At 67.4% G+C, this 25,309-nt stretch carries 25 protein-coding genes; 13 read left to right on the top strand and 12 right to left on the bottom strand.

The features are described 5' to 3' along the window. Positions 1–71 precede the first annotated feature (71 nt). The 4 genes from ASE48_RS06405 to ASE48_RS06390 are packed head-to-tail and all read left to right on the top strand — an operon-like array spanning position 72 to position 3,076. Positions 72–680, top strand: a complete 609-nt coding sequence (locus ASE48_RS06405; RefSeq protein ID WP_057166224.1) for a TetR/AcrR family transcriptional regulator — start codon at positions 72–74, stop codon at positions 678–680. Then, a complete protein-coding gene (locus ASE48_RS06400; RefSeq protein ID WP_057166223.1) occupies positions 677–1,708 on the top strand; it encodes a DNA polymerase IV in 1,032 nt (343 codons plus the stop codon). The genes ASE48_RS06405 and ASE48_RS06400 overlap by 4 nt, the downstream gene beginning before the upstream one ends. Next, the gene (locus ASE48_RS06395) at positions 1,702–2,856 is read left to right on the top strand and encodes an AAA family ATPase (protein WP_057166222.1); all 1,155 of its coding nucleotides are present in this window, start codon (positions 1,702–1,704) and stop codon (positions 2,854–2,856) included. The genes ASE48_RS06400 and ASE48_RS06395 overlap by 7 nt, the downstream gene beginning before the upstream one ends. Before the next feature lie 19 nt (positions 2,857–2,875). Beyond that, positions 2,876–3,076 carry a hypothetical protein gene (locus tag ASE48_RS06390; RefSeq protein ID WP_057166221.1) on the top strand — a complete coding sequence of 67 codons (201 nt, stop codon included), beginning with the start codon at positions 2,876–2,878 and terminating at the stop codon, positions 3,074–3,076. Here ASE48_RS06390 and ASE48_RS06385 read toward each other — a convergent pair. Both ASE48_RS06385 and ASE48_RS06380 read right to left on the bottom strand, forming a co-directional pair. Next, positions 3,073–3,933 carry an SDR family oxidoreductase gene (locus ASE48_RS06385; protein ID WP_057166220.1) on the bottom strand — a complete coding sequence of 287 codons (861 nt, stop codon included), beginning with the start codon at positions 3,931–3,933 and terminating at the stop codon, positions 3,073–3,075. The genes ASE48_RS06390 and ASE48_RS06385 overlap by 4 nt on opposite strands. Positions 3,934–3,967: 34 nt before the next feature. Then, complete coding sequence (locus ASE48_RS06380) at positions 3,968–4,612, bottom strand: TetR/AcrR family transcriptional regulator (protein WP_057166219.1); 645 nt, start codon at positions 4,610–4,612, stop codon at positions 3,968–3,970. A 135-nt stretch (positions 4,613–4,747) separates the two neighbouring features. Between ASE48_RS06380 and ASE48_RS06375 the strand changes: the two genes are divergently transcribed. From ASE48_RS06375 to ASE48_RS06365, 3 genes are all read left to right on the top strand, one after another. Further along, a complete protein-coding gene (locus ASE48_RS06375) occupies positions 4,748–6,229 on the top strand; it encodes a cytochrome P450 (protein WP_057166218.1) in 1,482 nt (493 codons plus the stop codon). A gap of 111 nt (positions 6,230–6,340) precedes the next feature. Beyond that, the gene (locus ASE48_RS06370; protein ID WP_057166217.1) at positions 6,341–7,834 is read left to right on the top strand and encodes a cytochrome P450; all 1,494 of its coding nucleotides are present in this window, start codon (positions 6,341–6,343) and stop codon (positions 7,832–7,834) included. Then, on the top strand, positions 7,834–8,211 hold the full coding sequence (locus ASE48_RS06365; RefSeq protein WP_057166216.1) for a DUF4267 domain-containing protein: 378 nt from the start codon (positions 7,834–7,836) through the stop codon (positions 8,209–8,211). The genes ASE48_RS06370 and ASE48_RS06365 overlap by 1 nt, the downstream gene beginning before the upstream one ends. 15 nt (positions 8,212–8,226) lie before the next feature. On the opposite strand, the gene ASE48_RS06360 is transcribed toward ASE48_RS06365, so the two are convergent. Then, the gene (locus ASE48_RS06360) at positions 8,227–8,700 is read right to left on the bottom strand and encodes a hypothetical protein (protein WP_057166215.1); all 474 of its coding nucleotides are present in this window, start codon (positions 8,698–8,700) and stop codon (positions 8,227–8,229) included. A 220-nt stretch (positions 8,701–8,920) separates the two neighbouring features. Here ASE48_RS06360 and ASE48_RS06355 point away from each other — a divergent pair, with 220 nt between their 5' ends. Beyond that, a complete protein-coding gene (locus ASE48_RS06355; RefSeq protein WP_057166214.1) occupies positions 8,921–9,670 on the top strand; it encodes a sulfite exporter TauE/SafE family protein in 750 nt (249 codons plus the stop codon). A gap of 3 nt (positions 9,671–9,673) precedes the next feature. Here ASE48_RS06355 and ASE48_RS06350 read toward each other — a convergent pair whose 3' ends face one another. Both ASE48_RS06350 and ASE48_RS06345 read right to left on the bottom strand, forming a co-directional pair. Then, positions 9,674–11,029, bottom strand: a complete 1,356-nt coding sequence (locus ASE48_RS06350) for a neutral zinc metallopeptidase (RefSeq protein WP_057166213.1) — start codon at positions 11,027–11,029, stop codon at positions 9,674–9,676. 109 nt (positions 11,030–11,138) lie between these two features. Continuing rightward, complete coding sequence (locus ASE48_RS06345; RefSeq protein WP_057166212.1) at positions 11,139–11,906, bottom strand: SDR family NAD(P)-dependent oxidoreductase; 768 nt, start codon at positions 11,904–11,906, stop codon at positions 11,139–11,141. Between the two features lie 99 nt (positions 11,907–12,005). Between ASE48_RS06345 and ASE48_RS06340 the strand changes: the two genes are divergently transcribed. Beyond that, positions 12,006–13,538 carry a molybdopterin-dependent oxidoreductase gene (locus ASE48_RS06340; protein ID WP_057166404.1) on the top strand — a complete coding sequence of 511 codons (1,533 nt, stop codon included), beginning with the start codon at positions 12,006–12,008 and terminating at the stop codon, positions 13,536–13,538. Here ASE48_RS06340 and dosR read toward each other — a convergent pair. The 3 genes from dosR to narJ form a co-directional block, all read right to left on the bottom strand. Then, entirely contained in the window at positions 13,519–14,169 is a 651-nt protein-coding gene (gene dosR / locus ASE48_RS06335) for a hypoxia response regulator transcription factor DosR/DevR (protein ID WP_057166403.1), read from the bottom strand. The two genes, ASE48_RS06340 and dosR, sit on opposite strands and share 20 nt — an antisense overlap. Before the next feature lie 13 nt (positions 14,170–14,182). Continuing rightward, positions 14,183–14,623, bottom strand: coding sequence for a pyridoxamine 5'-phosphate oxidase family protein (locus ASE48_RS06330; protein ID WP_057166402.1), 441 nt, complete (start codon positions 14,621–14,623; stop codon positions 14,183–14,185). Between the two features lie 91 nt (positions 14,624–14,714). Further along, positions 14,715–15,350, bottom strand: coding sequence for a nitrate reductase molybdenum cofactor assembly chaperone (gene narJ, locus ASE48_RS06325; RefSeq protein WP_082614032.1), 636 nt, complete (start codon positions 15,348–15,350; stop codon positions 14,715–14,717). Positions 15,351–15,471: 121 nt separating this feature from the next. Between narJ and ASE48_RS06320 the strand changes: the two genes are divergently transcribed. From ASE48_RS06320 to ASE48_RS32095, 3 genes are read left to right on the top strand one after another with little or no spacing between them, the layout of a single operon-like run. Next, positions 15,472–17,001 carry an ATP-dependent DNA ligase gene (locus ASE48_RS06320; RefSeq protein ID WP_057166211.1) on the top strand — a complete coding sequence of 510 codons (1,530 nt, stop codon included), beginning with the start codon at positions 15,472–15,474 and terminating at the stop codon, positions 16,999–17,001. A gap of 45 nt (positions 17,002–17,046) precedes the next feature. Further along, the gene (locus ASE48_RS06315) at positions 17,047–19,335 is read left to right on the top strand and encodes a carbon starvation CstA family protein (RefSeq protein ID WP_057166210.1); all 2,289 of its coding nucleotides are present in this window, start codon (positions 17,047–17,049) and stop codon (positions 19,333–19,335) included. Then, positions 19,281–19,472: a YbdD/YjiX family protein gene (locus ASE48_RS32095; protein ID WP_082614031.1), complete on the top strand. Its 192-nt coding sequence runs from the start codon at positions 19,281–19,283 to the stop codon at positions 19,470–19,472. Before ASE48_RS06315 ends, ASE48_RS32095 begins: the two co-directional genes overlap by 55 nt. Here ASE48_RS32095 and ASE48_RS06310 read toward each other — a convergent pair. The 3 genes from ASE48_RS06310 to ASE48_RS06300 are packed head-to-tail and all read right to left on the bottom strand — an operon-like array spanning position 19,469 to position 22,607. Continuing rightward, positions 19,469–20,704: a cytochrome P450 gene (locus ASE48_RS06310; protein WP_057166209.1), complete on the bottom strand. Its 1,236-nt coding sequence runs from the start codon at positions 20,702–20,704 to the stop codon at positions 19,469–19,471. The two genes, ASE48_RS32095 and ASE48_RS06310, sit on opposite strands and share 4 nt — an antisense overlap. Continuing rightward, positions 20,701–21,561 (bottom strand): SDR family oxidoreductase, encoded by an 861-nt coding sequence (locus ASE48_RS06305; protein WP_057166400.1) that lies wholly within the window; start codon positions 21,559–21,561, stop codon positions 20,701–20,703. The genes ASE48_RS06310 and ASE48_RS06305 overlap by 4 nt, the downstream gene beginning before the upstream one ends. Further along, complete coding sequence (locus ASE48_RS06300) at positions 21,561–22,607, bottom strand: LLM class F420-dependent oxidoreductase (protein WP_057166208.1); 1,047 nt, start codon at positions 22,605–22,607, stop codon at positions 21,561–21,563. Before ASE48_RS06300 ends, ASE48_RS06305 begins: the two co-directional genes overlap by 1 nt. 86 nt (positions 22,608–22,693) lie before the next feature. On the opposite strand from ASE48_RS06300, the gene ASE48_RS06295 reads away from it, so the two are divergent. Then, entirely contained in the window at positions 22,694–24,190 is a 1,497-nt protein-coding gene (locus tag ASE48_RS06295) for an acyl-CoA carboxylase subunit beta (RefSeq protein ID WP_057166207.1), read from the top strand. 54 nt (positions 24,191–24,244) lie between these two features. Here ASE48_RS06295 and ASE48_RS06290 read toward each other — a convergent pair whose 3' ends face one another. Beyond that, complete coding sequence (locus tag ASE48_RS06290) at positions 24,245–25,102, bottom strand: type IV toxin-antitoxin system AbiEi family antitoxin domain-containing protein (protein ID WP_057166206.1); 858 nt, start codon at positions 25,100–25,102, stop codon at positions 24,245–24,247. Between the last annotated feature and the right edge of the window lie 207 nt (positions 25,103–25,309).

Here is a 25,309-nt window from a genome sequence, read left to right as displayed (position 1 = left end):
GGTCTGGGTGATCCTCGCACAGGATAACCGGACTACGGTCCGAATAATTCCGGCTGAGTTAAAGTGCAAGGGTGGGCGCACCCGACCGGCTGAATGCACTGCCGCTGAGCACCGCCGCACCGGCCGAACGCGGCGATGCGGCGCGCAACCGTGCGCTGCTGCTCGATGCCGCCCGCAAGCTTATCGCCGAACGCGGCGCCGATGCGGTCTCCATGGACGACGTGGCCGCCGCGGCAGGCGTCGGCAAGGGCACCCTGTTCCGCCGTTTCGGCAGCCGGTCGGGGTTGATGATCGTGCTGCTCGACGAGGACGAGGTGATCGAGCAGCAGGCGTTCATGTTCGGCCCTCCACCACTGGGCCCCGGCGCGCCGCCGCTGGAGCGTCTGCTGGCCTACGGGCGCAGCAGGCTGAGGTTCGTCCACGTCCACCACGCGCTGCTCTCCGATGCCGCACGTGACCCGCACACCCGCTTCAACGCGCCGTCGAACCTGCATCGCACCCACGTCCGGATGCTGCTCGAAAATGCTGGAACCACAGGCGATCTCGATGCGCAGGCCGATGCGCTCACGGCCCTGCTCGACGCCGACCGGGTGGCACACGAGCTGACCGACCGCGGCAAGACCCTCGACGAACTCGGCGACGCCTGGGAGACCGTGGCGCGCAAGCTCTGCGGCACGTGAGCGGCTGGATCCTGCATGTCGACCTGGACCAGTTCCTGGCCTCGGTCGAACTGCAGCGCCATCCCGAACTGGTCGGCCAGCCCGTCATCGTGGGTGGCAGCGGGGACCCCACCGAGGCGCGCAAGGTCGTCACCTGCGCGTCCTATGAGGCACGCGCGTTCGGCGTGCACGCCGGGATGCCGCTGCGCGTCGCGGCCCGCAGATGCCCGGATGCCACCTTTCTGCCGTCGGATCCGCAGGCCTACGACGAGGCCTCCGAACGGGTGATGGGCCTGCTGCGCGACCTCGGCCACCCACTGGAGGTGTGGGGCTGGGACGAGGCCTATCTGGGCGCCGACGTCGCCGATCCCGTCGACCTCGCCGACCGGATCCGCACCGTCGTCGCCGCAGAGACCGGGTTGTCCTGTTCGGTCGGCATCAGCGACAACAAGCAGCGCGCCAAGGTGGCCACCGGGTTCGGCAAACCCGCCGGGATCTTCGTGCTGACGGCGGACAACTGGATGGCGCTGATGGGCGACCGCCCCGTCGACGCACTCTGGGGAGTCGGTCCCAAGACCGCCAAAAAGCTTGCCGCGATGGATATCAGCACCGTTGCCGACCTCGCCGCCACCGATGCCACCACCCTGACCGAGGCCTTCGGCCCCAGCACCGGCCTGGGGATTCTGCTGCTCGCCAAGGGCGGCGGCGACACCGAGGTCAGCTCGCAGCCCTGGGTGCCGCGATCGCGCAGCCATGTGGTGACCTTCCCGCACGACCTCACCGATCGCGCCGAGATGGACCGCGCCGTCACCGATCTCGCCGCCCAGACGCTCACCGAGATCGTCGCCGAGGGCCGCACCGTGACCCGGGTGGCGGTGACGGTGCGCACCAGCACGTTCTTCACCCGGACCAAGATCCGCAAGCTGGCCGCGCCGGGGACCGACCCGGCCGCCATCACCGCCCAGGCCCTGTCCCTGCTCGACGACTTCGAATTGGACCGCCCCGTAAGGCTTCTGGGTGTCCGACTGGAACTGGAGATGCCGTGCTGAGCACCGTCGCCTTTCGCGGCTACCGGTCACTGCGTGACATCGTGCTTCCACTGGGCCCGCTGACGGTCATCACCGGCGCCAACGGCACCGGCAAGTCCTCGGTGTATCGCGCGCTGATGCTGCTCGCGGATTGTGGTCGGGGTGAGGTGATCGGCTCGCTGGCCCGCGAGGGCGGGCTGCAGTCGGTGCTGTGGGCCGGCCCTGAACAGACGGCGGGCGCCCGTCGCACCGGCGCGACGGAAGGCACCACCCGCACTCGTCCGGTATCGCTCGAACTCGGTTTTGCCTCAGACGAATTCGGTTACCTCGTGGACCTGGGCCTGCCGCAGTACGCGGGGCCCCGCTCGATGTTCGGCCGCGATCCGGAGATCAAACGGGAGTCGGTGTTCGCGGGCCCACGGTTGCGTCCGTCCTCCGCCCTCGTCCGGCGCCAGGGCGACTATGCCGATGTGGCCGACGAAACCGGGCGCGGTTTCACCGAGTTGACCAAGGCACTGCCGGCCCATCGCAGCGTTCTGTCCGAATACGCGGGCGCACTCCCGGAGCTGGATGCGGTGCGTGATCGGCTGCGCGGCTGGCGTTTCTACGACGGATTCCGGGTCGACGCCGCGGCACCGGCACGCCAGCCCCGCGTGGGTACCCGCACCCCGGTGCTCTCCGATGACGGCGCCGACCTGGCCGCCGCGTTGCAGACCATCATCGAGGTGGGCCACGATGATCTGGCACGCGCCGTCGCCGACGCGTTCGACGGCGCCACCATCTCCGTCGCCGACAACGACGGACTTTTCGAGCTACAGCTGCGGCAGCGCGGTATGTTGCGTGCGCTGCGGCCCGCCGAGCTTTCCGATGGCACCCTGCGCTTCCTGCTCTGGGGCGCAGCACTGTTCAGTCCCCGGCCGCCGTCGCTGATGGTGCTCAACGAGCCCGAGACCTCACTGCATCCCGACCTGATCCCGCCACTGGCGGGAATGATCTGCAAGGCGGCCGCGAATACACAGGTGGTCGTGGTCACCCATTCCGGCGCCATGCAGGAACGGCTGGCCGCCGCAGATGCGCTGACGGTGGAGCTGATCAAGGAGTGGGGTGAAACCCGTGTCGAGGGACAGACGATGCTGACCGCGCCGCCCTGGGACTGGGGTAAGCGCTGAACACCTACCATCGACACCCATGAGCAAGCGCATCGTGGGCACCGTCGCCGTGGCCCTCGCACTGTCGGGCTGTGCACACACCTCCGAGCCGGCAGACACCTCCACGGTGGCCCCGGTGTCGACCACCACCACGACGAAAACCACCACGACCACGAGACCCGGGGCGCCGAGTGCTCCCGAGTTCGCGCCGGCACCCGGCGGGGACCTGGCTCCGGCCTAGCTGCGGGATTTCGGGCGCAACGCCCGGGCGAACAGGACGTTCACCTGACGCATGGCCACGCTGTAGGGCCACCACGCGGTGCGCTTGAACGCATACAGCGCGCGGATATCCGGTGAGGTGTAGATCATGAACCGGTTGCGCCGCACCCCGGTGAGGATCTTCTCGGCGGCCTTCTCCGGGGAGACGGCATGCCCGGCGAACCGTTCCACCCATTTGGCCACCCGCGGGTCCTCGCGGTCCACGCCGGCGATCTGAACCGTCTGCACCAGAGGAGTTTTCACCGCACCGGGCACCACCACAGACACCCCTATCCGGTGCCGTGCCAGATCGAAGCGCAGCACCTCGCTCAGGCCGCGCAGGCCGTACTTGCTGGCGCTGTAGGCGGCGTGCCAGGGCAGCGCGACGATGCCCGCCGCCGAGGACACGTTGACCAGGTGTCCCCCGCGCCCGGCGGCGACCATCGGCGGCAGGAACGTCTCGATGACGTGGATGGGCCCCATCAGGTTGACGTCGACCATCGACTTCCAGTGTTGATGGGTCAGTGTGGAGACGGTGCCCCACGCCGAGATCCCGGCGATGTTCATCACGATGTCCAGTGCGCCGTGGGCGGAGTGGATGTCGGCGCCGAACGCGGAGACGGCGTCGAAGTCGGAGATGTCCAGCGCCCGGTGGGCGGGTACCTGCGCGCCCAACGCCTGGGCATCGACCACGGTGGTGGCCAGGCCCTCGACATCGCGGTCGGTGAGATAGAGCTCGGCGCCCTGGCGCGCCAGATTCAGTGCGACCGCCCGGCCGATACCGCTCGCCGCGCCGGTGAGCAGAACACGTTTCCCCGCAAAGCTGTCCGCCTGACCCATGTTCTCGACACTACCGAGCGCCGATGCTGGTCGATCAGTCCTCCCAGGAAGCCGCGGTTCCCCACAGGGCGCTCAGCCACAGCCGTTCCAGCACATCGATCGCCCGCTCGGGGTCGGTACCGCGTCCGACGAACGCCGCGTCATGCGACAGCGTCATCGCGGTGGTCGCGGTCAGCATGCGGACCAGGGCCGGGATGTCATCGGAGATCGGCCGGGTGCCCTTGCGGACCTCATCTTCGACGACCCCGACGATCTTGGCGATCACCAGATCCTCGAAATCGTTCATGATCGCGGCGATCTGCTTGTCGGTCGCCTGTGCCGCGGTGCAGGCCGCCATGATCGGGTCATTGGTGGCGAAGACGGCGGCGGCACTGCCGACCATCCGCTTGGCGAACGCGGCGGGCGATTCCTCCGGGTCACGCGGGGCGAAGTTGTGGGTCAGCACATCCAGTTCGGTGAGTGCGTCCTTGACGATGAAGGCCAGCACTTCGTACTTGGAATCGAAGTAGAAGTAGAAGCCTGATCGGGCCACTCCGGCGCGTTCGCTGATCATGCTGACCGACAGGTCGGCGAACGGTTTGGTGCCCAGCAGTTCACGCACCGCCTTGACGATCGCATCGCGTTGGCGGTCCCCGCGACTGCGCCGCGTCTCGGATTCCGTTTCGGGGATGGCGCTCATGGCATTAAACCTTGGCACCGCGACCCGCCGAAACAAAACTTGACATGCGTCAAGTCTGGCATACAGGATGGGTTTCGAGAGTGAGATCCACCACATGGCCCTGTCGGTGGGATGACCTTCTGAGGAGCTTGCCCGATGTCGACCGTCAGCACCCCGAGCTACCTGCTGGATCAGGCCAAACGACGATTCACTCCGACGGTGAACACGATCCCCGGCATGGGGGCCATCGAGAAGCGTTTGCTCAACCACGAGTGGAAGCAGCACATCCTGGCCGAACCGCCGGCCGGCAGCGGGCTCAAGGCCATCGCCGGAGATTCGGGCCTACCACTGGTCGGGCACATCATCGAGATGTTCCGCGAGGGTGCGGACTTCCCGTTGCACCTGTACAACACCCGCGGGCCCATCACCTTTGCCGATTCGCCGATCCTGCCCTCGATCGTCGCGCTCGGCCCGGACGCCACCCAGACCATCTTCTCCAACCGGAACAAGGACTACTCGCAGAAGGGCTGGCATCCGGTCATCGGCCCGTTCTTCAACCGCGGGCTGATGATGCTCGATTTCGAGGAACACATGTTCCACCGCCGCATCATGCAGGAGGCCTTCACCCGGACCCGGTTGACCGGGTACGTCGAGCACATTGACCAAGTAGCCACCGCGGAGGTCGCGGCCTGGCAGACCAACGATGCCCGTTTCCTGTTCCACCCGGCCATGAAGGAACTGACCCTCGACATCGCCTCGGTGGTGTTCATGGGCCACGAGCACGGCGGGCACGACCACGAACTGGTCACCAAGGTCAACGACGCATTCGCCACCACCACCCGCTCGGGCGGGGCGATCCTGCGGTTCAGCGTGCCGCCGTTCAAATGGTGGCAGGGGCTGCGCGCCCGCAAGGTGCTGGAGGACTACTTCGTCGAGCGCATCAAGGAACGCCGTAACTCCGGTGGCACCGACATGCTGTCGGTGCTGTGCCACACCAGCGACGACGACGGCAACTCGTTCTCCGACGAAGACATCGTCAACCACATGATCTTCCTGATGATGGCCGCACACGACACCTCGACGTCGACGACGACCACCATCGCCTACCACCTGGCCGCCAATCCCGAGTGGCAGGAGCGTTGCCGCGACGAGTCCGACCGCCTCGGGGACGGCCCGCTCGACATCGAGGCGCTCGACAAGCTGGAGACCCTCGACCTGGTGATCAACGAGTCGCTGCGCATGGTGACACCGCTGCCGTTCAACATGCGCCAGACCGTGCGCGACACCGACCTGCTCGGCTACTACGTGCCCGCCGGCACCAACGTGGTGACCTGGCCGGGCATGAACCACCGGCTGCCCGAGCTGTGGACCGACCCGGACACCTTCGATCCGGACCGCTTCGCCGAGCCGCGCAGCGAACACAAGAAGCACCGCTACGCCTTCGCACCGTTCGGCGGTGGCGCGCACAAGTGCATCGGCATGGTCTTCGGCCAGTTGGAGATCAAGACGATCGTGCACCGGATGCTGCGCAATTACCGGCTGGAAGTGGTCAAGCCCGGTTACACCCCGCGATGGGACAACGGCGGGATGCCGGTGCCGATGGACGGTATGCCAATCATCTTGCGCCCCATCCGCTGAGCCCACACCGCGATCAAACTTGACATGCGTCAAGTTTGACGTACAGGATGTCTGCCAAGAGTGACATCGACCACAGGTCTGTCCGCACGAACCGTTTGAGGAGGCCCGCCAGTGCCGACCACCAGCAAGCCCGCCGTCAGTACTCCGGCCTATCTGCTCGATCAGGCCAAGCGCAAACTCACCCCCACCCTGAACAACATGCCCGGCCTGGGGTCGGTCGAGAAGCGGCTGCGGCAGCACGATTTCAAGCAGTTCGTGCTGGCCGAGCCGCCCGCCGGCAGCGGGCTCAAGCCGGTGATGGGCGACTCTGGTGTGCCGATCCTGGGCCACATGATCGAGACGTTCCGGGCCGGGCCCGAGTATCTGCTCGAGGTGTACAAGAAGTTCGGCCCGGTGCACTACGCCTACTCCCCTGCGCTGCCCAGCGTGGCCGCGCTCGGGCCGGATGCCACCCAGGCGGTGTTCTCCAACCGGAACAAGGACTTCTCGCAGAAGGGCTGGGATCCGGTCATCGGGCCGTTCTTCAACCGCGGGCTGATGATGCTCGACTTCGATGAGCACATGTTCCACCGCCGGATCATGCAGGAGGCCTTCACCCGCAGCCGGCTCACGGGCTACGTCGAGCACATCGACCGGGTGGCGTCGGCGGTCATCGCCCATGACTGGGTGGAAAACGATGCCCGCTTCCTCTTCTACCCGGCGGTCAAGGAGCTGACGCTGGACATCGCCTCGGTGGTGTTCATGGGCCATGAGCCCGGCAGCGACAAGGAATTGGTGACGAAGGTCAACGACGCGTTCACCATGACCACCCGCGCGGGCGGCGCCATCATCCGCACCGGCGTGCCGCCGTTCAAGTGGTGGCGGGGACTGCAGGCCCGCAAGGTGCTCGACAACTACTTCGAGGAGCGGGTGAAGGAGAAGCGCAACTCCGACGGCACCGACATGCTCACGGTGCTGTGTCACACCTCCGACGATGACGGCAACACGTTCACCGATCAGGACATCGTCAACCACATGATCTTCCTGATGATGGCGGCGCACGACACGTCCACCTCGACGCTGACCACCATGGTGTATCACCTGGCTGCCAACCCGGAATGGCAGGAACGCTGTCGCGAAGAGAGCGCACGACTCGGGGACGGGCCGCTCGACATCGAGGCGCTGGACAAGCTGGAGACCCTCGACCTGGTGATCAACGAGGCGCTGCGCCTGGTGACCCCGTTGCCCTTCAACGTGCGGTCCACGGTGCGCGACACCGAACTGCTCGGCCACTTCATCCCGGCCAACACCAACGTGGTGACCTGGCCGTCGATCAACCATTACCTGCCCGAACTGTGGACCGACCCGGAGAAGTTCGACCCGGACCGGTTCGCCGAACCGCGCAACGAACACAAGCGGCATCGCTACGCGTTCGCTCCGTTCGGCGGCGGCGCGCACAAGTGCATCGGCATGGTCTTCGGCCAGCTGGAGATCAAGACCGTCATGCACCGGTTGCTGCGCAAGTACCGGCTGGAGCCGCCCTACCCCGGCTACAAGGCGAAGCTGGACTACGCCGGGATGCCGGTGCCGATGGACGGCATGCCGGTCATCCTGCGCCCGCTCTGATGAGCACCGCCCCCGACCGCGGCGCCCGCCTTGCCGAGGCGGGCATCGTGTCCCTGGCGGCCATGCGGATCGGCATCGGCGCCCTGGCCTGGGTGCGACCGGATGCGGCCTCGTCGCTGTTCGGTTTCCCGCGCCCTGACGGTCAGGCGCGCTACCTGTGGCGGTTGTTCGGGGTGCGCGATGTGATGGTCGGGTTGGGCACGGTGGCCTCGACCGGCTCACGCCGCCGGGTGTGGGCGCGGGTCGGGCTGGCCTGCGATGTCGCCGACGGCACCGCCGGCGCGCTGGGCCGCGGTGAGGTCACACCGCTCAGTGCCGCAGCGATGGTCGGCGTGCCCGCGGCTGCCGTGGCGTTCGGCGCCTGGGCGCTGCGTTAGCTCTCCCTGCGCCTGTCAGCAAGCCGCGATCAACCGGTTCGCGCACGCGATGACGGCCCGCAGCGCCGACTGGTTCGGGCATTCCGACCAGCCGATCGCCCATTCGGTATCCGAACCGTCGGTGCCACGGATGAAGGTCGCGGTCTGCCCGCCGGCGCGCAGCTGATGGAAGTTGAGCATCTCGACGGCGATGCCGTGCTCGTGGAGCATCGCGGTCAGCGCCCCGAGCGGGCCCGACGCGGTGGCCGATGACGTGATGGTGCGCTCGCCGATGGCAAGGGTGGCCTGGTAGGTGTGTGCGTGGCGCCCGTGGGTCCGATCGGCGCGCTCCCACCGGTCCAGGTGCAGGGGCCCGGCGCTCGAACCGAAGGTGTCCGCGACGTCATCCCAGGACATTTCGGAAGCCAGGTCACGCAGTCCGCGCGGCAGGGGTGCGTCGAAGAAGTCCGCGAAGCGGGGGCTCGCGATGGTGGTGGTGTGAGTGTTCATGTGCCGGTCTTCTCTGCTCAAAGGGAGCGACCGACGGGTAGTAGCTTCCGACCCACAGCGGGGGGTCGGTCTGGATCAGACCCCGCTGCGGGTGCTGGCTACTACGAGAAGGTGAATCACGTGGCCGAGGTTAGACCCGTTGGGCGGGTGCGCGCAACTTCTTTGTGGCGGCGGGTGGGAGCGCAGCGACCCGGCGAATCAGATAGGCAAAGATGGCCCGGTGACATGGGCCGAGATCGCGCTGCTGTTCGCCGCCGGTATCGGTGGCGGGCTGACCGGCAGCATCGCCGGGCTGGCCTCGGTGTCCACCTACCCGGCCCTGCTGATGGTCGGTCTGCCGCCGGTGACCGCCAACGTGACGAACACGGTGGCACTGGTGTTCAACGCCTTCGGCTCGGTGCGCGGCTCGCTGCCCGAACTGGTGGGTCAGGCTCCCACCCTCAGACGACTCGTCCCGGTGGGCGTGCTCGGCGGTCTCGCGGGTGCGGTGCTGCTGTTGTCCATTCCCTCGGAGGGTTTCGAGAACGCGGTGCCCATCCTGCTCGCGGTGGCCGCGGTGGCGATCGCGCTGCCCCGGGGCAAGGACACCGACGACGCACCGACGGCACGGCACCTCACCCTGCAGGCGATCGCCGTGGGCGTCATCGCGGTGTACGGCGGATTCTTCGGTGCCGCAGCGGGAGTGCTGCTGCTGGCGTTGTTCCTGCGCACCGGCGCGAACACCCTCGCCGATGCCAACGCCACCAAGAACGTGGTGCTCGGATCCTCCAATGGCGCTGCGGCCGTGGTGTTCGCGATCGTCGCACCGGTGCACTGGCCGGCCGTGGCGGCGATGGGCATCGGTTGCCTGATCGGCTCCCGACTCGGCCCCACCGTGGTGCGGCACGCACCCGCCACCCCGCTGCGCATGCTGATCGCGGTCGCCGGTCTGGCGCTGGCGGTCAAGCTGGGCTTCGATACCTACCGGTGAGCGTCAGTTCTCGTAGCTCAGGCAGCTTTCGGCGCCGTTGATGACACCCTCGCGGAACGCCCGCACCCGGTCGAAACCGGCGCCCTGGCGGTCGGCGTCGCCGTCGCCACGGAACACCAACAGCGCCTTGATGCCCTCGTCGAGATCACCCGGTGAGATCGACCAGGAACTGGTTTCGGCGCGGTTGTGCAGGATCACGCTGGCGGTGTAGCCGCCGGCCAGGCAGTCGGCGCGCAGGGTGGACGTCTTCTCATCGGACTCGTCGCCGAGGCGGCTCAGCGCGGCCAGTCCGTACTGGGTGGCCAGCAGCGTGGACACCGCGTAGTCGCCGCCCTGGCGGTACACCTCAGGCATCGTCTCGACATTGTCCCAGCCCACGTAATCGTCTGGGACGCAGTAGAACAGCGAGTAACCGTCGGTCGACTGATCGCCGCACATCGGCGGGTCGGCCGGATCGAAGGCCTCCAGGCCCGCGACCGGCGTCCAGGCCTGACCATTGGTCAGCTCCGGGTAGAGCTGCGTCCAGTAGTCCTCGAGGTCATAGGGCACTCCGTTGACGATCGAGTCATACGGCGCATTACCCTCAGATGCCGCATCCTCGATGTTGTTGAACGGCAGCGCCAGCACCATCGGCTCGTCGTCGCGGTACTCCTTGCACCGATCCAGGCCGTTGTCGAAGCCGTCCTGGAAGGCGCTGGTCCGGTCGAAGCCGCTACCGTGCGCGTCGGGGTCGGTCTTCGAGGTCCCCGGGTTGTCCCGCAGGTCGAGCACACCGGCCAGCGCCGTGTCGAGGCTGGCGCTGGTCACCTCGAAGACACCGTCGTCCTTGGCATGCCGGGCCCACGCACCGGCGAAGCAGTCCGCTTGCAGTTCACGGGTGACGGTGCGGGCGGTGAAGTTCGAGCGGGCCTGGACGGCGTGGCCGAACTCGTGGGCCATCACCACCGGGATGACGAAATCGCCGAAGCGGGACTGCAAGTCGGGCAACAGGTACTTGGCATCCCACGCGACCACGTCCTCGGTCGAGCAGTAGAACGCGTTGCCGGAGACCTCTTCGGGATCGGTCGTGCACGGCGGGGCCGGGCTGCCGTCGTCGATGGCGTAGTAGCCGCCGGCGATCTGCTCGAAATCCTTGTCGTAAAGGGCCGGGAAGTTCTCGGCCCAGTACTGCTCCAGATCCGCGATCGCCTGGATCGCGATCTGGTTCACCGGAGTGGAGGCATCACCCTCGACGGTGATGCTGCTGGTGTCCGGCGCGGAGGCCTTCTTCTCCGATTGCGAGGGGATCTCCGGCTGCGGAGAACCGCACGCCGCGACCATCAGCACGGCAGCCGTCGCGAACATGATCTTGATGTTCATGGGCAAACATTAACGGGTGTTTCGGCAAAATGGGCATTGCATGCGCACAATGCGATTTCGGCGCGCCCGCGACCGCTCAGCGGTCACCGGCGCGCCGAACCCGCAACGTCTACTTGGGGGCGAAACGCTGCCCGGCATCCAGGCGGATGCACTGACCGTTGAGCATCGGGTTCTCCACGATCGCGACGGCCAGCTTGGCGTATTCCTCGGGCTTGCCCAGGCGCTTGGGGAAGGCCGCATCCTTGGTCAGCACGGTGGCGAACTCGTCGGGGATGCCCTCGGTCAGGCCGGTGGCGAACAGGCTCGGTGCGATGGCCAGCGAGCGAATGCCCAGGCTGCCCAGGTCGCGGGCCATCGTCAGGGTGATCCCGGCGATCGCGGCCTTGGCGGCCGTGTAGGCGACCTGCCCGATCTGGCCTTCGAACGCGGCGATGGACGCGGTGTTGATGATGACGCCGCGCTCCTCGGCTTCCTCGTCGACGGGGTCGTTCTTACTCATGTGCCAGGCCGACAACCGGCTGATGTTGAAGGTGCCGATCAGGTTGAGATCGATGGTCTGGCGGAACGATTCGAGGCTGTGCGGGCCGTCCTTCTTGACGGTGCGCTCGCCGATGCCGCCGCCCGCGGTGGTCACCGCGATGTGCAGGCCGCCCAGGTCTTCGACAGTCTTGGCCAATACCTGCTCGGTGCCGTCGAAGTCGGTGACGTCCACCTCGTAAAACGATCCGCCGACCTGGTCGGCGACCTCCCTGCCCTTCGACTGGGGCCGGTCCAGGATCGCCACGCTGGCGCCACGCTTGGCCAGCGCCTCCACGGTGGCCCGCCCGAAGCCGGATGCCCCGCCGACAACCACGGCCTTCTTACCCGAAATCTCCATCTGGCTCCCTTTCCATAAAGCGGTCAGAATGTAACGCTACGTTCCGACGTCACAGTACGGTAAGCCTTTCGGGAACTTCGCTGGGCTAGCGTGGTCAGCGTGACTTCCCCCTCCCCCGGCACCCGCATTCTCAGCGGAATCGCGGCCGCCGCGGTGACCCTCGGCGTCAGCGCACTGGTGGCAGTCCCGCTCGGCTCCTCCGCCGACGCCCGCAACGCCATCGGGTCCACCGTCATCGACCTGACCCCTGGTCCGGTCAAGGAGTGGGCGATCCAGACCTTCGGCACCTCCGACAAGCTGTTCCTGGCGGTGGCGGTGCTGCTGGTCATCGCCGTGCTGGCCGCGATCGCCGGGTTGGCCGAGCGGCGCCGGGTCCCGATCGGCAGCGTCATGTTCGCCGCCGCCGCGACGGCCGGCTGTGTGGCGGTGCTGACCCGCCCCGGATCCACTCCGGTCGACGTGATCCCGACCGCGGTCGGCGGTGTGGCCGGCATCCTGGTCCTGCGTTTCCTGACCTCCGGGCGGTTGAGCGACGGGACCGCCCACGAATCCGCCGAAGCAGACCCCGGCCGCCGGTTGTCGCTGGCCGCGCTCGGCCTGCTCGGTCTCGGCGTGCTCGGCGGGGCGGTCGGCTCGGTGTGGTCGCGGCGGGTGCATTCGGTGGCCGATGACCGCGAGGCGTTCACCCCGCCGAAGATCGCCAAGCCCGCGCCGCCGCTGCCGCCCGGTGTTCAGCCCGCCGGCGTCGACCTGAGCACATTCGTCACCGACAACGCCGAGTTCTACCGCATCGACACCGCATTGAGCGTGCCGCAACTGTCGCGTGAGGGCTGGAAACTGCGCATCCACGGCATGGTCGACAACGAAAAGACCTTCACCTTCGCCGATCTCGAACAGTTCGAACTGATCGAGCAGATGGTGACGCTGGCCTGTGTGTCCAATCCGGTCGGCGGTGATCTCGTCGGCAACGCGGTCTGGGGCGGGTACCGCGTGCGGGATCTGCTGGCGGCGGCCGGGGTCTCCCCCGACGCCGATATGGTGCTCTCGAAATCCAGCGACGGGTTCACCGCGGGCACCCCGACCGAGGCCATGACCGACGATCGGGATTCGCTGCTGGCCATCACGATGAACGGTCAGCCGCTGCCGATCGAACACGGCTACCCTGCCCGTCTGGTGGTGCCGGGCCTGTACGGCTACGTCTCGGCCACCAAGTGGGTGGTCGATCTGGAGTTGACGAGATTCGATCGCGCCGAAGGTTATTGGACACCGCTGGGCTGGTCCGAGCGTGGCCCGATCAAGACGCAGTCCCGTGTCGAGGTGCCGCGCAGTGGGCAAGACGTCCCGGCCGGGCCGGTCCGGTTCGGCGGGGTCGCGTGGGCCCAGCCGCGCGGTGTGCGTGCGGTCGAGGTCCGCATCGACGAGGGCCCCTGGCAGCAGGCCACTCTCGGGGCGGCGTACTCGGATGACACCTGGCGGCTGTGGAGTTTCGACTGGCAGGCCGATCAGACCGGGCCCCATCTGATCGCGGTACGGGCCACCGACAACACCGGCTATGTGCAGACCGAGGAGATGGCCGACGTCGTCCCCGACGGCGCCACCGGCTGGCACACCGTCAGCTTCTCGGTGGTCTGACTCCCTGCTCCAGCTTCGACGCGAAAACCGCTGCCTGCGTTCGGCGTTGCATGCCCAGCTTCGCCAATAGCCGGGACACGTAGTTCTTCACCGTCTTCTCGGCGAGGAACATGCGCGCGGCGATCTGGCGGTTGGTCAGGCCCTCCGAGAGTAGATGTAGCAGTGTGCGTTCCTGCTCGGTGAGCCCGGTCAGCGGGTCATCGCGTTCGGCCGCGCCGCGCAGGTTGGCCATCAACGCCGCGGCGGCACGGTTGTCCAGCAGCGACCGCCCCGCACCGACATCCTTGATGGCCGTTGCCAATTCGAGTCCCTTGATGTCCTTGATGACATACCCGCTGGCGCCTGCCAGGATCGCATCCAGCATGGCCTCGTCGGAGGTGAACGATGTCAGCATCAGGCACCGCAGTTCCGGCAGGTCCGAGAGCAGGTCACGGCACAGCTCGATGCCGTTGCCGTCGGGCAACCGCACGTCGAGTACCGCCACATCCGGGCGGGCGGCGGGCACGCGGGCCAGCGCCTCGGCGACCGTGCCCGCTTCGCCGACGACCTCCAGGTCGGGATCGGATCCGAGCAGGTCGATGAGACCGCGGCGGACGACCTCGTGATCGTCGACCAGGAACACCTTCACCACCGGCATGACTCCATCATGGCCGGTACCGCGGCGCAGCGGCCTCGCGGAACTCCCGCCCGGTCATCCGGTCGGTCCGGATCCGGATGAAATGATCCCGTCGGCCCTGCGCCCAGGGCTCGATGAAGGTGCCGGCGACATCCACCAGATCGTCGACCCCGGTGATGGGTTCGGCGTGCCCGACCACCGTCACGCTCCAACCGTTGCGCAGGTCAGGGTCCAGCACGTCGGCTTCGAAGGCGACCACCTGGTGGGCGGTGGCCGCGTGCAACTTGGGCCCGCCGGCCACCCGGATCACCACATCGTCGCGCCATACCCGGAAGTTGACGGGCTGGATCGCGGGCAACGCGTCCTCGGTGAACACCAGCCTGCCGACCCGCACCTGCACCAGCCGATCCAGGCACTGCCTGCGGTTCAGAACATCGAGCTGCGTTCCGTGCGTCGTGACAGCGGACATCGTGGCCACCTCCCTGGGGCGGCGTGCATGTCTCGCCGCGTCGACCTCCAGTGTCGGGGACAACGGGGGTGCGCGACAGGGCCAAAGGTCCTCAGTTCGGCGGAACGTCCAGGTGAACGTGTTGCGTGCCAACCGTTTCGGCAGCCGCTCCGCTGCCGGGCACGCTGCGGACTTCTTCGGCGCCGACCTCGGGAAGTGTCGCGCAGACCGCGGCGACGGCGTGGGCGTACGGCGAACCGGCGTCGCTGAGTGCCCGTTGTAGCGCCGCGATCGGCACCCGGTGCTCGACCAACAGCTGCCGGCCCCCCTCCGGGTCGACATGGGCGGCGAACTCCAGCACCGCCGCGAGATGGTCGGGCATGACGCCGGCGGGCGGCGGCACCCCGCCCGCACGATAGGCATCCACGAACGCTTGCCGGTGCACGGCCCGTTCGCGGTTGTCGTCGGCGATCCAGTGCGTGAGCAGCAGGCTGCAATGCTTGCGCCGGCCGAACGTATGCGTGTGATCGAGAACTGCCGCCCCGGTGTCGAGGTTCCGCAGTGCGGCGGTGGTCCGGCCCAGCAGTATCGCGAACCCGGCATCGAGGTGTCCGAGCATTTCCTCGACCGTCGCCAGCCGGGCCGGGAACCGCTCGTCGGGCCGTTTCAGCAGCAGCGCGCTGCCCTGCCACACCGTCCGGTGTTGCAGCACGACGGAAGGTCGGCCGTGCTCACGGCCTCGCTTCATGAACGGCGCTCCCGGATGGCGGGCCGATTCCACGGTGTCACACCTCTAAGGGAACCACTGAACTGCCTGCTGAGCATGTTTTCCCTCATTTTGTGTCGGAGCCCGGTGGCAGGCTGGACCGATGCTGCTCGCCGAGATCGCGGCCACCTCGACGGAGGTGGGTTCCCTGTCGTCGCGCCTGGCCAAGGTCAACCGGGTCGCGGCGGTACTGTCCGCAGCCGGCACGCCCGCCGACATCGGTGTGGTGGTGGCGTGGCTGTCCGGGGAGCTGCCGCAGCGCCAGATCGGCGTCGGCTGGGCCTCGCTGCGCACCCTGCCGGACCCGGCCGCCACCGCCACCCTCACCGCGGCCGGCGTCGATGCGACGTTCTCGACGCTCAAGGGGCTGGCCGGGCCCGGTTCGCAGGCCCGTCGCGCGGAGTATCTCGGCGCGCTGTTCGGCGCCGCCACCGCTGATGAGCAGCAGTTCCTACGACGGCTGCTGGCCGGCGAGTTACGCCAGGGGGCGCTGGCCGGGGTCATGGTCGACGCCGTCGCCAAGGCCGCCGCGGTACCGGTGGCTGCGGTGCGGCGAGCGGCCATGCTGGCCGGGGATCTGCCGGTCGTCGCGGCCGCCGCCCTCAGCGGTGGGGAGCCGGCGCTGGGTCAGTTCACCCTTCAGGTCGGCCGCCCGATCGGACCGATGCTGGCCCAGACCGCGACCTCGGTCGGGGACGCGCTCGACAAACTCGGCGGCACAGCACTGTTCGAATCCAAGCTCGACGGTGCCCGGGTGCAGGTCCATCGGGCCGGCGATACCGTCTCGATCTACACCCGCAGCCTCGACGATGTGACCGCACGCCTGCCCGAGGTCGTCGCGGCCACGCTGGCGCTCCCGGTCACCGATCTCATCGCCGACGCGGAGGCCATCGCGCTGCGCCCCGATGGACGGCCGCACCGCTTCCAGGTCACCGCGTCCCGGTTCGGTACCCGGTCCGGTGAGCTGGGCCGCGAGCCACTGTCGGTGTTCTTCTTCGACCTGCTGCACCGCGACGGCACGGACCTGCTGGACCTGCCGATGACCGAACGCCTCGCCGCGCTGGACGAAGTGGTGCCCGAGCAGCAGCGGATGCAGCGCCTGCACACCTCAGACCCTGCTGCCGCGCAACAATTTCTGGATTCGACGCTCGCCGCGGGCCACGAGGGTGTGATGGCCAAGGACCCGGCCGCCGCCTACGCCGCGGGCCGGCGCGGCGCGGCCTGGCTGAAGGTCAAACCGGTGCACACCCTGGATCTGGTGGTGCTGGCCGTGGAGTGGGGTTCCGGGCGGCGCACCGGCACGCTGTCGAATATCCACCTCGGCGCCCGCGACCCGCAGTCCGGGGGCTTCGTCATGTTGGGCAAGACGTTCAAGGGCATGACCGACGAGATGCTGGCCTGGCAGACCCGGCGGTTCACCGAGCTCGCCGACGGGCCGACCGACAGCTACGTCGTGAAGGTGCGGCCCGAGCAGGTCGTGGAGATCGCCTACGACGGTGTGCAGGGGTCGACCCGGTATCCCGGCGGGATGGCACTGCGGTTCGCCCGGGTGCTGCGCTACCGCGACGACAAGAACGCCGCCGAGGCCGACACGGTCGACACCGTCCGTGAACACTACGAACGCAACGGATGACCGGAAAGTCCCGTTGCGGCCTATCTCCGGTGCAAGGATCAACGCATGGCTTCACCACGCGCACCGGAGCGCCTCGAAGAACATGACGGCGACATCACCTACATCCGCACCGACAAGGATCTGCCGCCGGTAGCGATCGTCGACCGGTCTCCCATCACCGCCAAGCACCGCATCATCTTCGGATTGGTGGCGGTGCTGGGCGCCGTCGCATGGGCGATCATCGCGTTCTTCCGCGGCGAGACCATCAACGCGGTGTGGTTCGTCATCGCCGCGATCTGCACCTACGTCATCGGCTTCCGGTTCTACGCCCGGCTGATCGAGATGAAGATCGTCAAGCCGCGCGATGAGGTCGCCACCCCGGCAGAGGTGTTCGAGAACGGCACCGACTACATGCCGACGGACCGACGGGTGCTGTTCGGGCACCACTTCGCCGCCATCGCCGGAGCCGGACCGCTGGTCGGCCCGGTGCTGGCGATGCAGATGGGCTATCTGCCCGGCACCATCTGGATCATCATCGGCGCGCTGGTCGCCGGCTGCGTCCAGGACTATCTGGTGCTGTCGATCTCGGTGCGCAGGCGCGGACGGTCACTGGGCCAGATGGCCAAGGACGAACTCGGCGTGGTGGGCGGCGCCGCGGCCATCGTCGGCGTGCTGGTCATCATGGTGATCCTGCTCGCGGTGCTGGCGCTGGTCGTGGTGAACGCCCTCGCCGAGAGCCCGTGGGGCGTGTTCTCCATCGCCATGACCATCCCGATCGCCATCTTCATGGGCCTGTATCTGCGCTTCCTGCGGCCCGGCCGGGTCTCGGAGGTGTCGCTGATCGGTGTGGTGCTGCTGTTGCTCGCCGTCGTTTCCGGCGGTTGGGTGGCCGAAACCCAATGGGGCACCGACTGGTTCACGCTGTCGAAGGTGGCGTTGTCGTGGTGCATCATCATCTACGGCCTGGCCGCTTCGGTGCTGCCGGTGTGGCTGCTGCTGGCTCCGCGCGACTATCTGTCGACGTTCATGAAGGTCGGCACCATCGCACTGCTGGCGGTCGGCATCCTGGTGGCCCGGCCGATCATGGAGGCGCCGGCGATCTCGTCGTTCGCCACCAGCGGCACCGGCCCCGTCTTCGCCGGTTCCCTGTTCCCGTTCCTGTTCATCACCATCGCCTGCGGCGCGCTGTCGGGTTTCCATTCGCTGATCTCCTCGGGCACCACGCCCAAGCTGCTGGAGAAGGAAAGCCAGATGCGCCTCATCGGCTACGGCGGCATGCTCACCGAGTCGTTCGTCGCGATCATGGCGCTGATCACCGCAGCCATCCTCAACCAGCACCTCTACTTCGTGATGAACGCGCCCGCCGCGTCGACCGGGACGACCGCGCAGACCGCCGCCGACTACGTCAACGGGCTGGGACTGTCCGGGCCCGATATCACCGCCGACGAGATCACCGGCGCGGCAGCCGGTGTCGGCGAGGAGTCGATCGTCTCCCGCACCGGCGGTGCCCCGACCCTGGCCTTCGGCATGTCCGAGGTGCTGCACCAGGTGTTCGGCGGGGAGAGCCTCAAAGCGTTCTGGTATCACTTCGCGATCATGTTCGAGGCGCTGTTCATCCTCACCACCGTCGACGCGGGCACCCGGGTGGCGCGCTTCATGCTCTCCGATGCCCTGGGCAACCTCGGCGGTCCGCTGAAGAAGCTGCAGAATCCGAGCTGGCGGGTCGGCGCCTGGATCTGCAGTCTGGTCGTGGTGCTCGCCTGGGGCAGCATCCTGCTGATGGGCGTGACCGACCCGCTGGGCGGCATCAACACGCTCTTCCCGCTGTTCGGTATCGCCAACCAGCTGTTGGCGGCCATCGCCCTGACGGTCGTCACCGTGGTGATCATCAAACGCGGCCTGCTGAAATGGGCCTGGATACCCGGGGTTCCGCTGCTGTGGGATCTGGTGGTGACGATGACGGCGTCATGGCAGAAGATCTTCTCCGGCGACCCGAAGGTCGGTTACTGGACTCAGCACTTCCAGTACCGCAACGCCAAGGATGCGGGCCAGGCGACGTTCGGCGCCGCGAAGAATCCCGATCAGATCGACGCCGTCATCCGGAACACCTTCATACAGGGCACACTGTCGATCGTGTTCGCGGTCCTGGTGATCATCGTGGTCGCCGCCGGTGTCATCATGGCGCTCAAGGCGATCCGCGGCACGGGCCGGCCGCTGACCGAGGACGAACCGGTGCCCTCGCGCATCTTCGCGCCCTCGGGGATGATCCCCACCGCTGCCGAGAAGGAGGTGCAAAAGCAATGGGACGCGCTACCGAAATCGCACGCCAGATCGGTTGGTACTGGTCATCATTGATGGGCGACAATCACTACCGGCGCTACGTCGAGCACCTCGATCGTGTGCACCCCGGTGCGCCGGTTCCCACCGAACGGGAGTACTGGCGGATGCGCCACGCGGCGACCGAGGCCAACCCGCAGTCGCGCTGCTGCTAGCTCACCCGATACCGGATCGGCAGGTGCTTGAGCCCGCCGACGAACGTGGTCGCGACGTGCGCCGGGGTGCCGGTCAATTCGACCGACTCCAGCCGCGGTAGCAGCGCGGAGAAGAAGCTGTTCACCTCGAGGCGGGCTAGGGCGGCACCCAGACAGAAGTGCACGCCGTACCCGAAGGCGATGTGCTTGTTGGGATCCCGGCCGATGTCGAACCGGAAGGGCTCACCGAAGACGTCTTCGTCACGGTTGGCCGATACGTAGGACAGCAGCACCGAATCTCCCGCCGCGATGCGCGCCCCGCGGATCTCATAGTCACGCTGGGCCGTTCGCATGAACTCCTTGACCGGGGTGGTCCACCGGATCATCTCCTCGACGGCCAGCGGCATCAGGGCGGGATTTTCGCGCAGCCGGGCCAACTGATCCGGGTGCTCGATCAGCGCATGCATGCCGCCGGAGATGCTGGCACTCGACGTATCGTGGCCGGCCGCAGCGAGAATCGCGTAGTAGGACACGGTGGCGATGTCATCGAGCGGTTCGCCGTTGATGGTTGCGTTCGCGATGGTCGAGGCCAGATCGTCGGTGGGGTTCGCCCGCCGGGACGCGGTGAGCTCGGTGAAGTACTGGAACATCTCGAGCAGCGCCAGCCCCCGCTCCTCCATGCTCTGGCCGCGCTGGAATTCTTCGTCGTCGTTGCCGAACAACTCCTGCGTCCAGCGCAACAGTGACGCGAAGTCCGCTTCCGGCACGCCCAGCAGGGTCATGATCATGTACAGCGGGTAGTTGACCGCCACCTGCTGCACGAAATCGCACTCCGGGCCTTCGGCCGCCATCGTGTCGACGAACTGTACGGCCAACTCGTCGGCGCGCTCTTTCAGAGCCCGCATCGCCTTGGGCCGGAACCAGTTCGCCCCGATGGCGCGGAAATCCCGGTGCTGCGGGTCGTCCATGTGGATCAACGTCTTGATGCCGATGGCGGCCTGCTGCTCATCGGCTTCCCTGGTGACCAGCACGGGCCGCGGAGAGTTGGTGAAGATGTCGTTGGCGCGCTCGATCTCCATGATGTCGGCGTGCTTGGTGACGGCCCAGAACGGCGCGTAGCCGGGCACATCCACCCACGACACCGGCGCGTGGGCGCGCAGATGCGTCAGCGCGCCGTGCAGTCCGGCCTCATCGGTATAGGCCTTCGGATCCGCGAGTACCTTCGCTGCGTCGTCCATGGTCGGAATGCTCACCGGTCTGCTCCTCGTTGTTCCGTGCTCACGACGCCGAGTGCGTCCTGCGCCCGCTGCTCATATCCCGACCGCGCGGTGGTGTCGAATTCCAGGAACACCTTGTCGGTGCCGAAGCGCCGGCCCACCCAGCGCCGGCCGCGCGGGCCGAGCAGCCCGATCGGGCCCAGCACGAACCGGATGCCACCGGGCACGGTGACATGGGTCTTGGGCTTGTCGAGCGCCCTGACGATCGCCGCCGCGATCGCCGCGGGTTCGACGGGCTTGTTGGTCCTGGTCTCCGCGGTGCCCGCGATCAGTTCGGTGCGGGTGAACGGCGGCATCACCACGCTGACCTGGATGCCCCGCGCGGCGAACTCGTCGGCCATCGCGCTCGACAGGCTGATCACCGCGGATTTTGTTCCGGCATAGACGGTCTGCCCCGGCACCGGCATCAAACCGGCCAGCGACGCGACGTTGATGATGTGGCCGCCTCCGCGTTCGATCATCTCGGGAAGCACCAGTTGGCAACCGGTGACCACGCCGTAGAAGTTGACCTCGATCGCCGATCTCAACGCCTGCTCGCCCTGGTCGAGAAAACCGCCGATGGGCATCACACCGGCGTTGTTGATCAGCACGTCGATGGGACCCCCACCGCGCGCCTTGTCCAGGAATACCGCGAACGAGTCCCGGTCGGTGACATCGAGCGGATATCCCTCGACACCGCCGCCCAGGGACTGCACCGCGCTCTCCAGCACGGCGACATCACGATCCCCGATCACCACCCGGGCGCCGCGATCGCGCAGTGCGCGCGCTGTCGCATACCCGATACCACGGGCCGCACCCGTGATGACGACAACCTTGCCGCCGATTCTGTCGATCATGATTGGTTCTCCGCCAACGACTTTCGAACATCACCGAGCACCGTCGCGATCGCGTTCTCCGACATTCCCGCCGGGAATCCGGGCAGCACCCGGTCGATCGCACCCGCACAGCGCCGCACCAGGGCGTCGGCGACATCCGGCAATTCGGCGACCACGGCGAACGCGGCCAGCACGTCGTCATCGACCAGCGTCGCCATGGTGTCCCACTCCCCCAGCCGCGACAGCCGGTGCAACTCGGTGTGCAGATCGCCCCAGCCGTGCAGCTCGAGCACCTTGCGGTAGGCCGGCGTCGAACCGTAGAAGGCCAACTGCTTTCGGTGCGCGGCCGCCGAGGCCTCGAACTGCTCGGCGTTCTCACCGGTCACCACGAACACCGGGCAGGACAGCTCGAAGGTCTCCCGGGACCGGCCCGCGGCGTCGAGTCCGGACTGCAGGGCAGGCGCGGTCACCTCATCGAGGTAGCGGCGGGTGGTGAAGGCATGCGCGATGAGGCCGTCGGCGACCTCACCCGCGGTCCGTGTCATCAGATCACCGACCGCGGCGATGAAGATCCTCGGCACCCCGTGCGGTTGCGGCTCGGGAGTGAACATCGGCGTCATCAATTTGTGCGTGTAGAACTCGCCCTCGAAGCTCAGCCGTGATTCGCCCTGCCACGTCGCCCAGATGGCGTGTACCGCAGCGACGAACTCCCGCATCCGGCGTGCCGGATGACTCCACGGCATTCCGTAGCGCTTCTCGATGTGCGCCTGCACCTGGGTGCCGAGACCGAGGATGAACCGCCCTTGGGAGTAGGTGTTCAGATCCCAGCCGAGGTTGGCGATCAGCATCGGGTTACGCGCGAACGCCACCGCGATGCTGGTGCCCAGCTGCAGCCGGGAGGTGTGTTCGGCGGCCAGCAGCAGCGGCAGGAACGGGTCGTGGGCGAGCTCGCCGGTCCAGCAGCCGTCGTAGCCCTGCAGTTCGATTTCCCGGGCCCGCGCGGGAACAGCGGTGAGGTCGCTCGGGATACCGCGATCGATGCTCAGCCGGGCGACATTACCCATGCCGGGGACGCTACAGTAAGCAATTCAGTATGGTCAATCAGTATGGTCACAGGGATAACCAGGGTTACCGAGAACAGGACCGGTGTATGACGAACGCTTCCGACTGGCAGGACACGCTCGACGACCTCGACCGCCGTCGTCAGCACAGCCTGGCGATGGGCGGCGAAGAGCGCGTCGCCAAGCATCACGCCAAGGGCAAGCTGGACGTGCGAGCCCGTATCGACCGACTGTTGGACGCAGGCACTTTCCGTGAATTCGGCACCTTCGCCGGCGGTGAGATCGCCGCCGACGGCATCGTCACCGGATCCGGCCTGATCAACGGCGCACCGGTGATGGTGGGCGCCGAGGACTTCACCACCCTGGCCGGCAGCATCGGTTCCACCGGCAACGCCAAGCGCTACCGGCTGGCCGAACTCGCAGTGCGCGACAAGATCCCGTTGGTGATGCTGCTCGAGGGCGCCGGGTTCCGCCCCACCGGCGCGCACTACGGCCGCACCCCCACCGACCTCATCGCCCAGGCGCAGTGCTCGGGCCGGGTGCCGACGGTCGCCGCGGTGCTGGGCCCGTCGGCCGGACACGGCGCCCTGGTCGCCCCGGTCAGCGACTTCCGCATCATGAGCAGTCAGGGCGCCATCTTCACCGCCGGGCCTCCGGTGGTGAAGGAGTCCACCGGCGAGGACATCACCAAGGAGGACCTCGGCGGGCCGGCGGTCGCGCTGCACAGCGGGGTGATCCACAACCACGCCGACACCGATGAAGCCGTCATCGACGATATCCGCCGCTACCTGGCCTACTTCCCGTCCAGCGCCTGGTCCTATCCCGACCAACTGCCCCATGACGAAGACTCCGAACCGCGGCCCACCCCGGAACTGCTCGACATCATCTCCCGCGACAACCGCCGCGTGTACAACATGCGCTCGGTGCTCGACATCCTGTTCGACAACACCGACTGGTTCGAAGTCCAGCCACAGTTCGGCAAGGCCATCATCTGCGCGCTCGCCCACCTGGGCGGGCACCCGGTCGCCGTGGTCGCCAATCAGCCCAATGTGCTGGCCGGCTCGATCGACGCCGACGCCGCCGACAAGGCAGCGCATTTCATCATGGTGGCCGACTCCTTCCACCTGCCCATCGTGTTCCTCGCCGACAACCCCGGCATGCTGCCGGGTAGCCGCTCGGAGCGGACCGGCGTGCTGCGCGCGGGTGCCCGGATGTTCGCGGCGCAGACGGCAGCGACGACGCTCAAGCTGCATGTGACGTTGCGCAAGGCCTACGGGTTCGGCTCGATGGTGATGTCGCTGTTGGGATTCGACAGTCAGGAGGCGACGTTCGCCTTCCCGGGGGCCACCATGGGCGCGATGAGCGCGGCGGCGTTGTCGAAGGCCTCACACGCCGAGGCGGATCTGTCCGCGCAGCTGCGCGATGCCGAACTGTCCGCGTCCTTCCGGTCCGCGGACCATCTCGGTTTCGACGAGCTGATCGACCCGCGCGAGACCCGCGATCAGCTGCTCGACGCGTTGCGCCGGGGCCTGCGCGCCCGTCAGGCCGCCGCCGAGCCGGTGCAGCGCACGGTGATCCTCCCCTAGCCCCTGCGATTTGTGGAGTTTTCGTCGGAACCAATCCGACGAAAACTCCCCAAATCACCGCGCGAGTGCGTGTGCAATCTGCGCGATGACGTGATCGGGGTACTCGGTGAGGTCCAGCCAGGTGAATCGCAGCACCTGGAAGCCGGCCAGAATAAGGGCATTCTGACGCACCCGGTCGTGATTGAAAACGGCTGCGTCACTGTGGAATGCCCAGCCATCGACTTCCAGGATCAGCTTCGCGTCGGGAAACGCGTAGTCGACTGTGTACCCGGCCACCCGGTGATTGGCCTTCCACCCGGTGATCCCGGCCTGGCGAAGGAGCGTCGCGAGCAGGCGTTCGGCCGCGGATCGGGTTCCGTCCTCCGCAGCTCTCAGCAGGCGTCGCGCGGCCGGTGAACCGTGCCGGCCTGTGTTGTTGAGGTGGGCCTTCCACAGCGCGGGTAGTTCGACATGCCGTTGCAGGGCGGAGTCCATCAGTTTGGCGCCCCCACCGCGACGAACGGCGGCTTCGACGACCGTCAGTGGCAGCGCCGTCACGCGCAAGTCGTCTCGTTCGATCACCTCGGCCGGATCGAGATCGCGACGACGCAACCTGGTCCCGGGCTGGAGACGCAGCCGGCATTCCCGCGGCACGGTCACTTCGACGATCTCGGGCGCGAACTGTGTGAGGCGCTGCCACCAGGCCCCGGTCAGGCCGCTGGCGACGGCTCGGTGACCGTAAGCCCACACCCCGGCACGAATTCGTGCCCGGTCGGTGAATTCCCGGTCATCCGCGAAGTAGACACCACGTGCGCATTGTCGCCAGGCGCCGGTGCGCACCCGGTAGTGCACGTCGTCCCGTCCGAGCCCGACGTCCTGTGCCTGGGCAAGCGTGATGACGCCGTCATGGTCGCGCAGTAGGTCTGCCAGCACACTGATTTGGACGCAGCATCCCGCCGATCGGTTCCCCACATCGCGGTTTGTGGAGTGCTCGTCGGAATGGTTCCGATGTGAAGTCGCAGGACATCGCTTACAGGGGTGTGTCTCGGGACATCGCTTACACCTGAGCGGGCTGGTTGGATCCAGAGTGGTTCATGGCCCAGAAGGTGACGGCGATGGACATTCGTGCGGCGGTGGCGT

Source organism: Mycobacterium sp. Root265 (assembly GCF_001428895.1).
GTDB lineage: Bacteria > Actinomycetota > Actinomycetes > Mycobacteriales > Mycobacteriaceae > Mycobacterium.
This window is presented reverse-complemented; position numbering and strand designations above follow the sequence as displayed.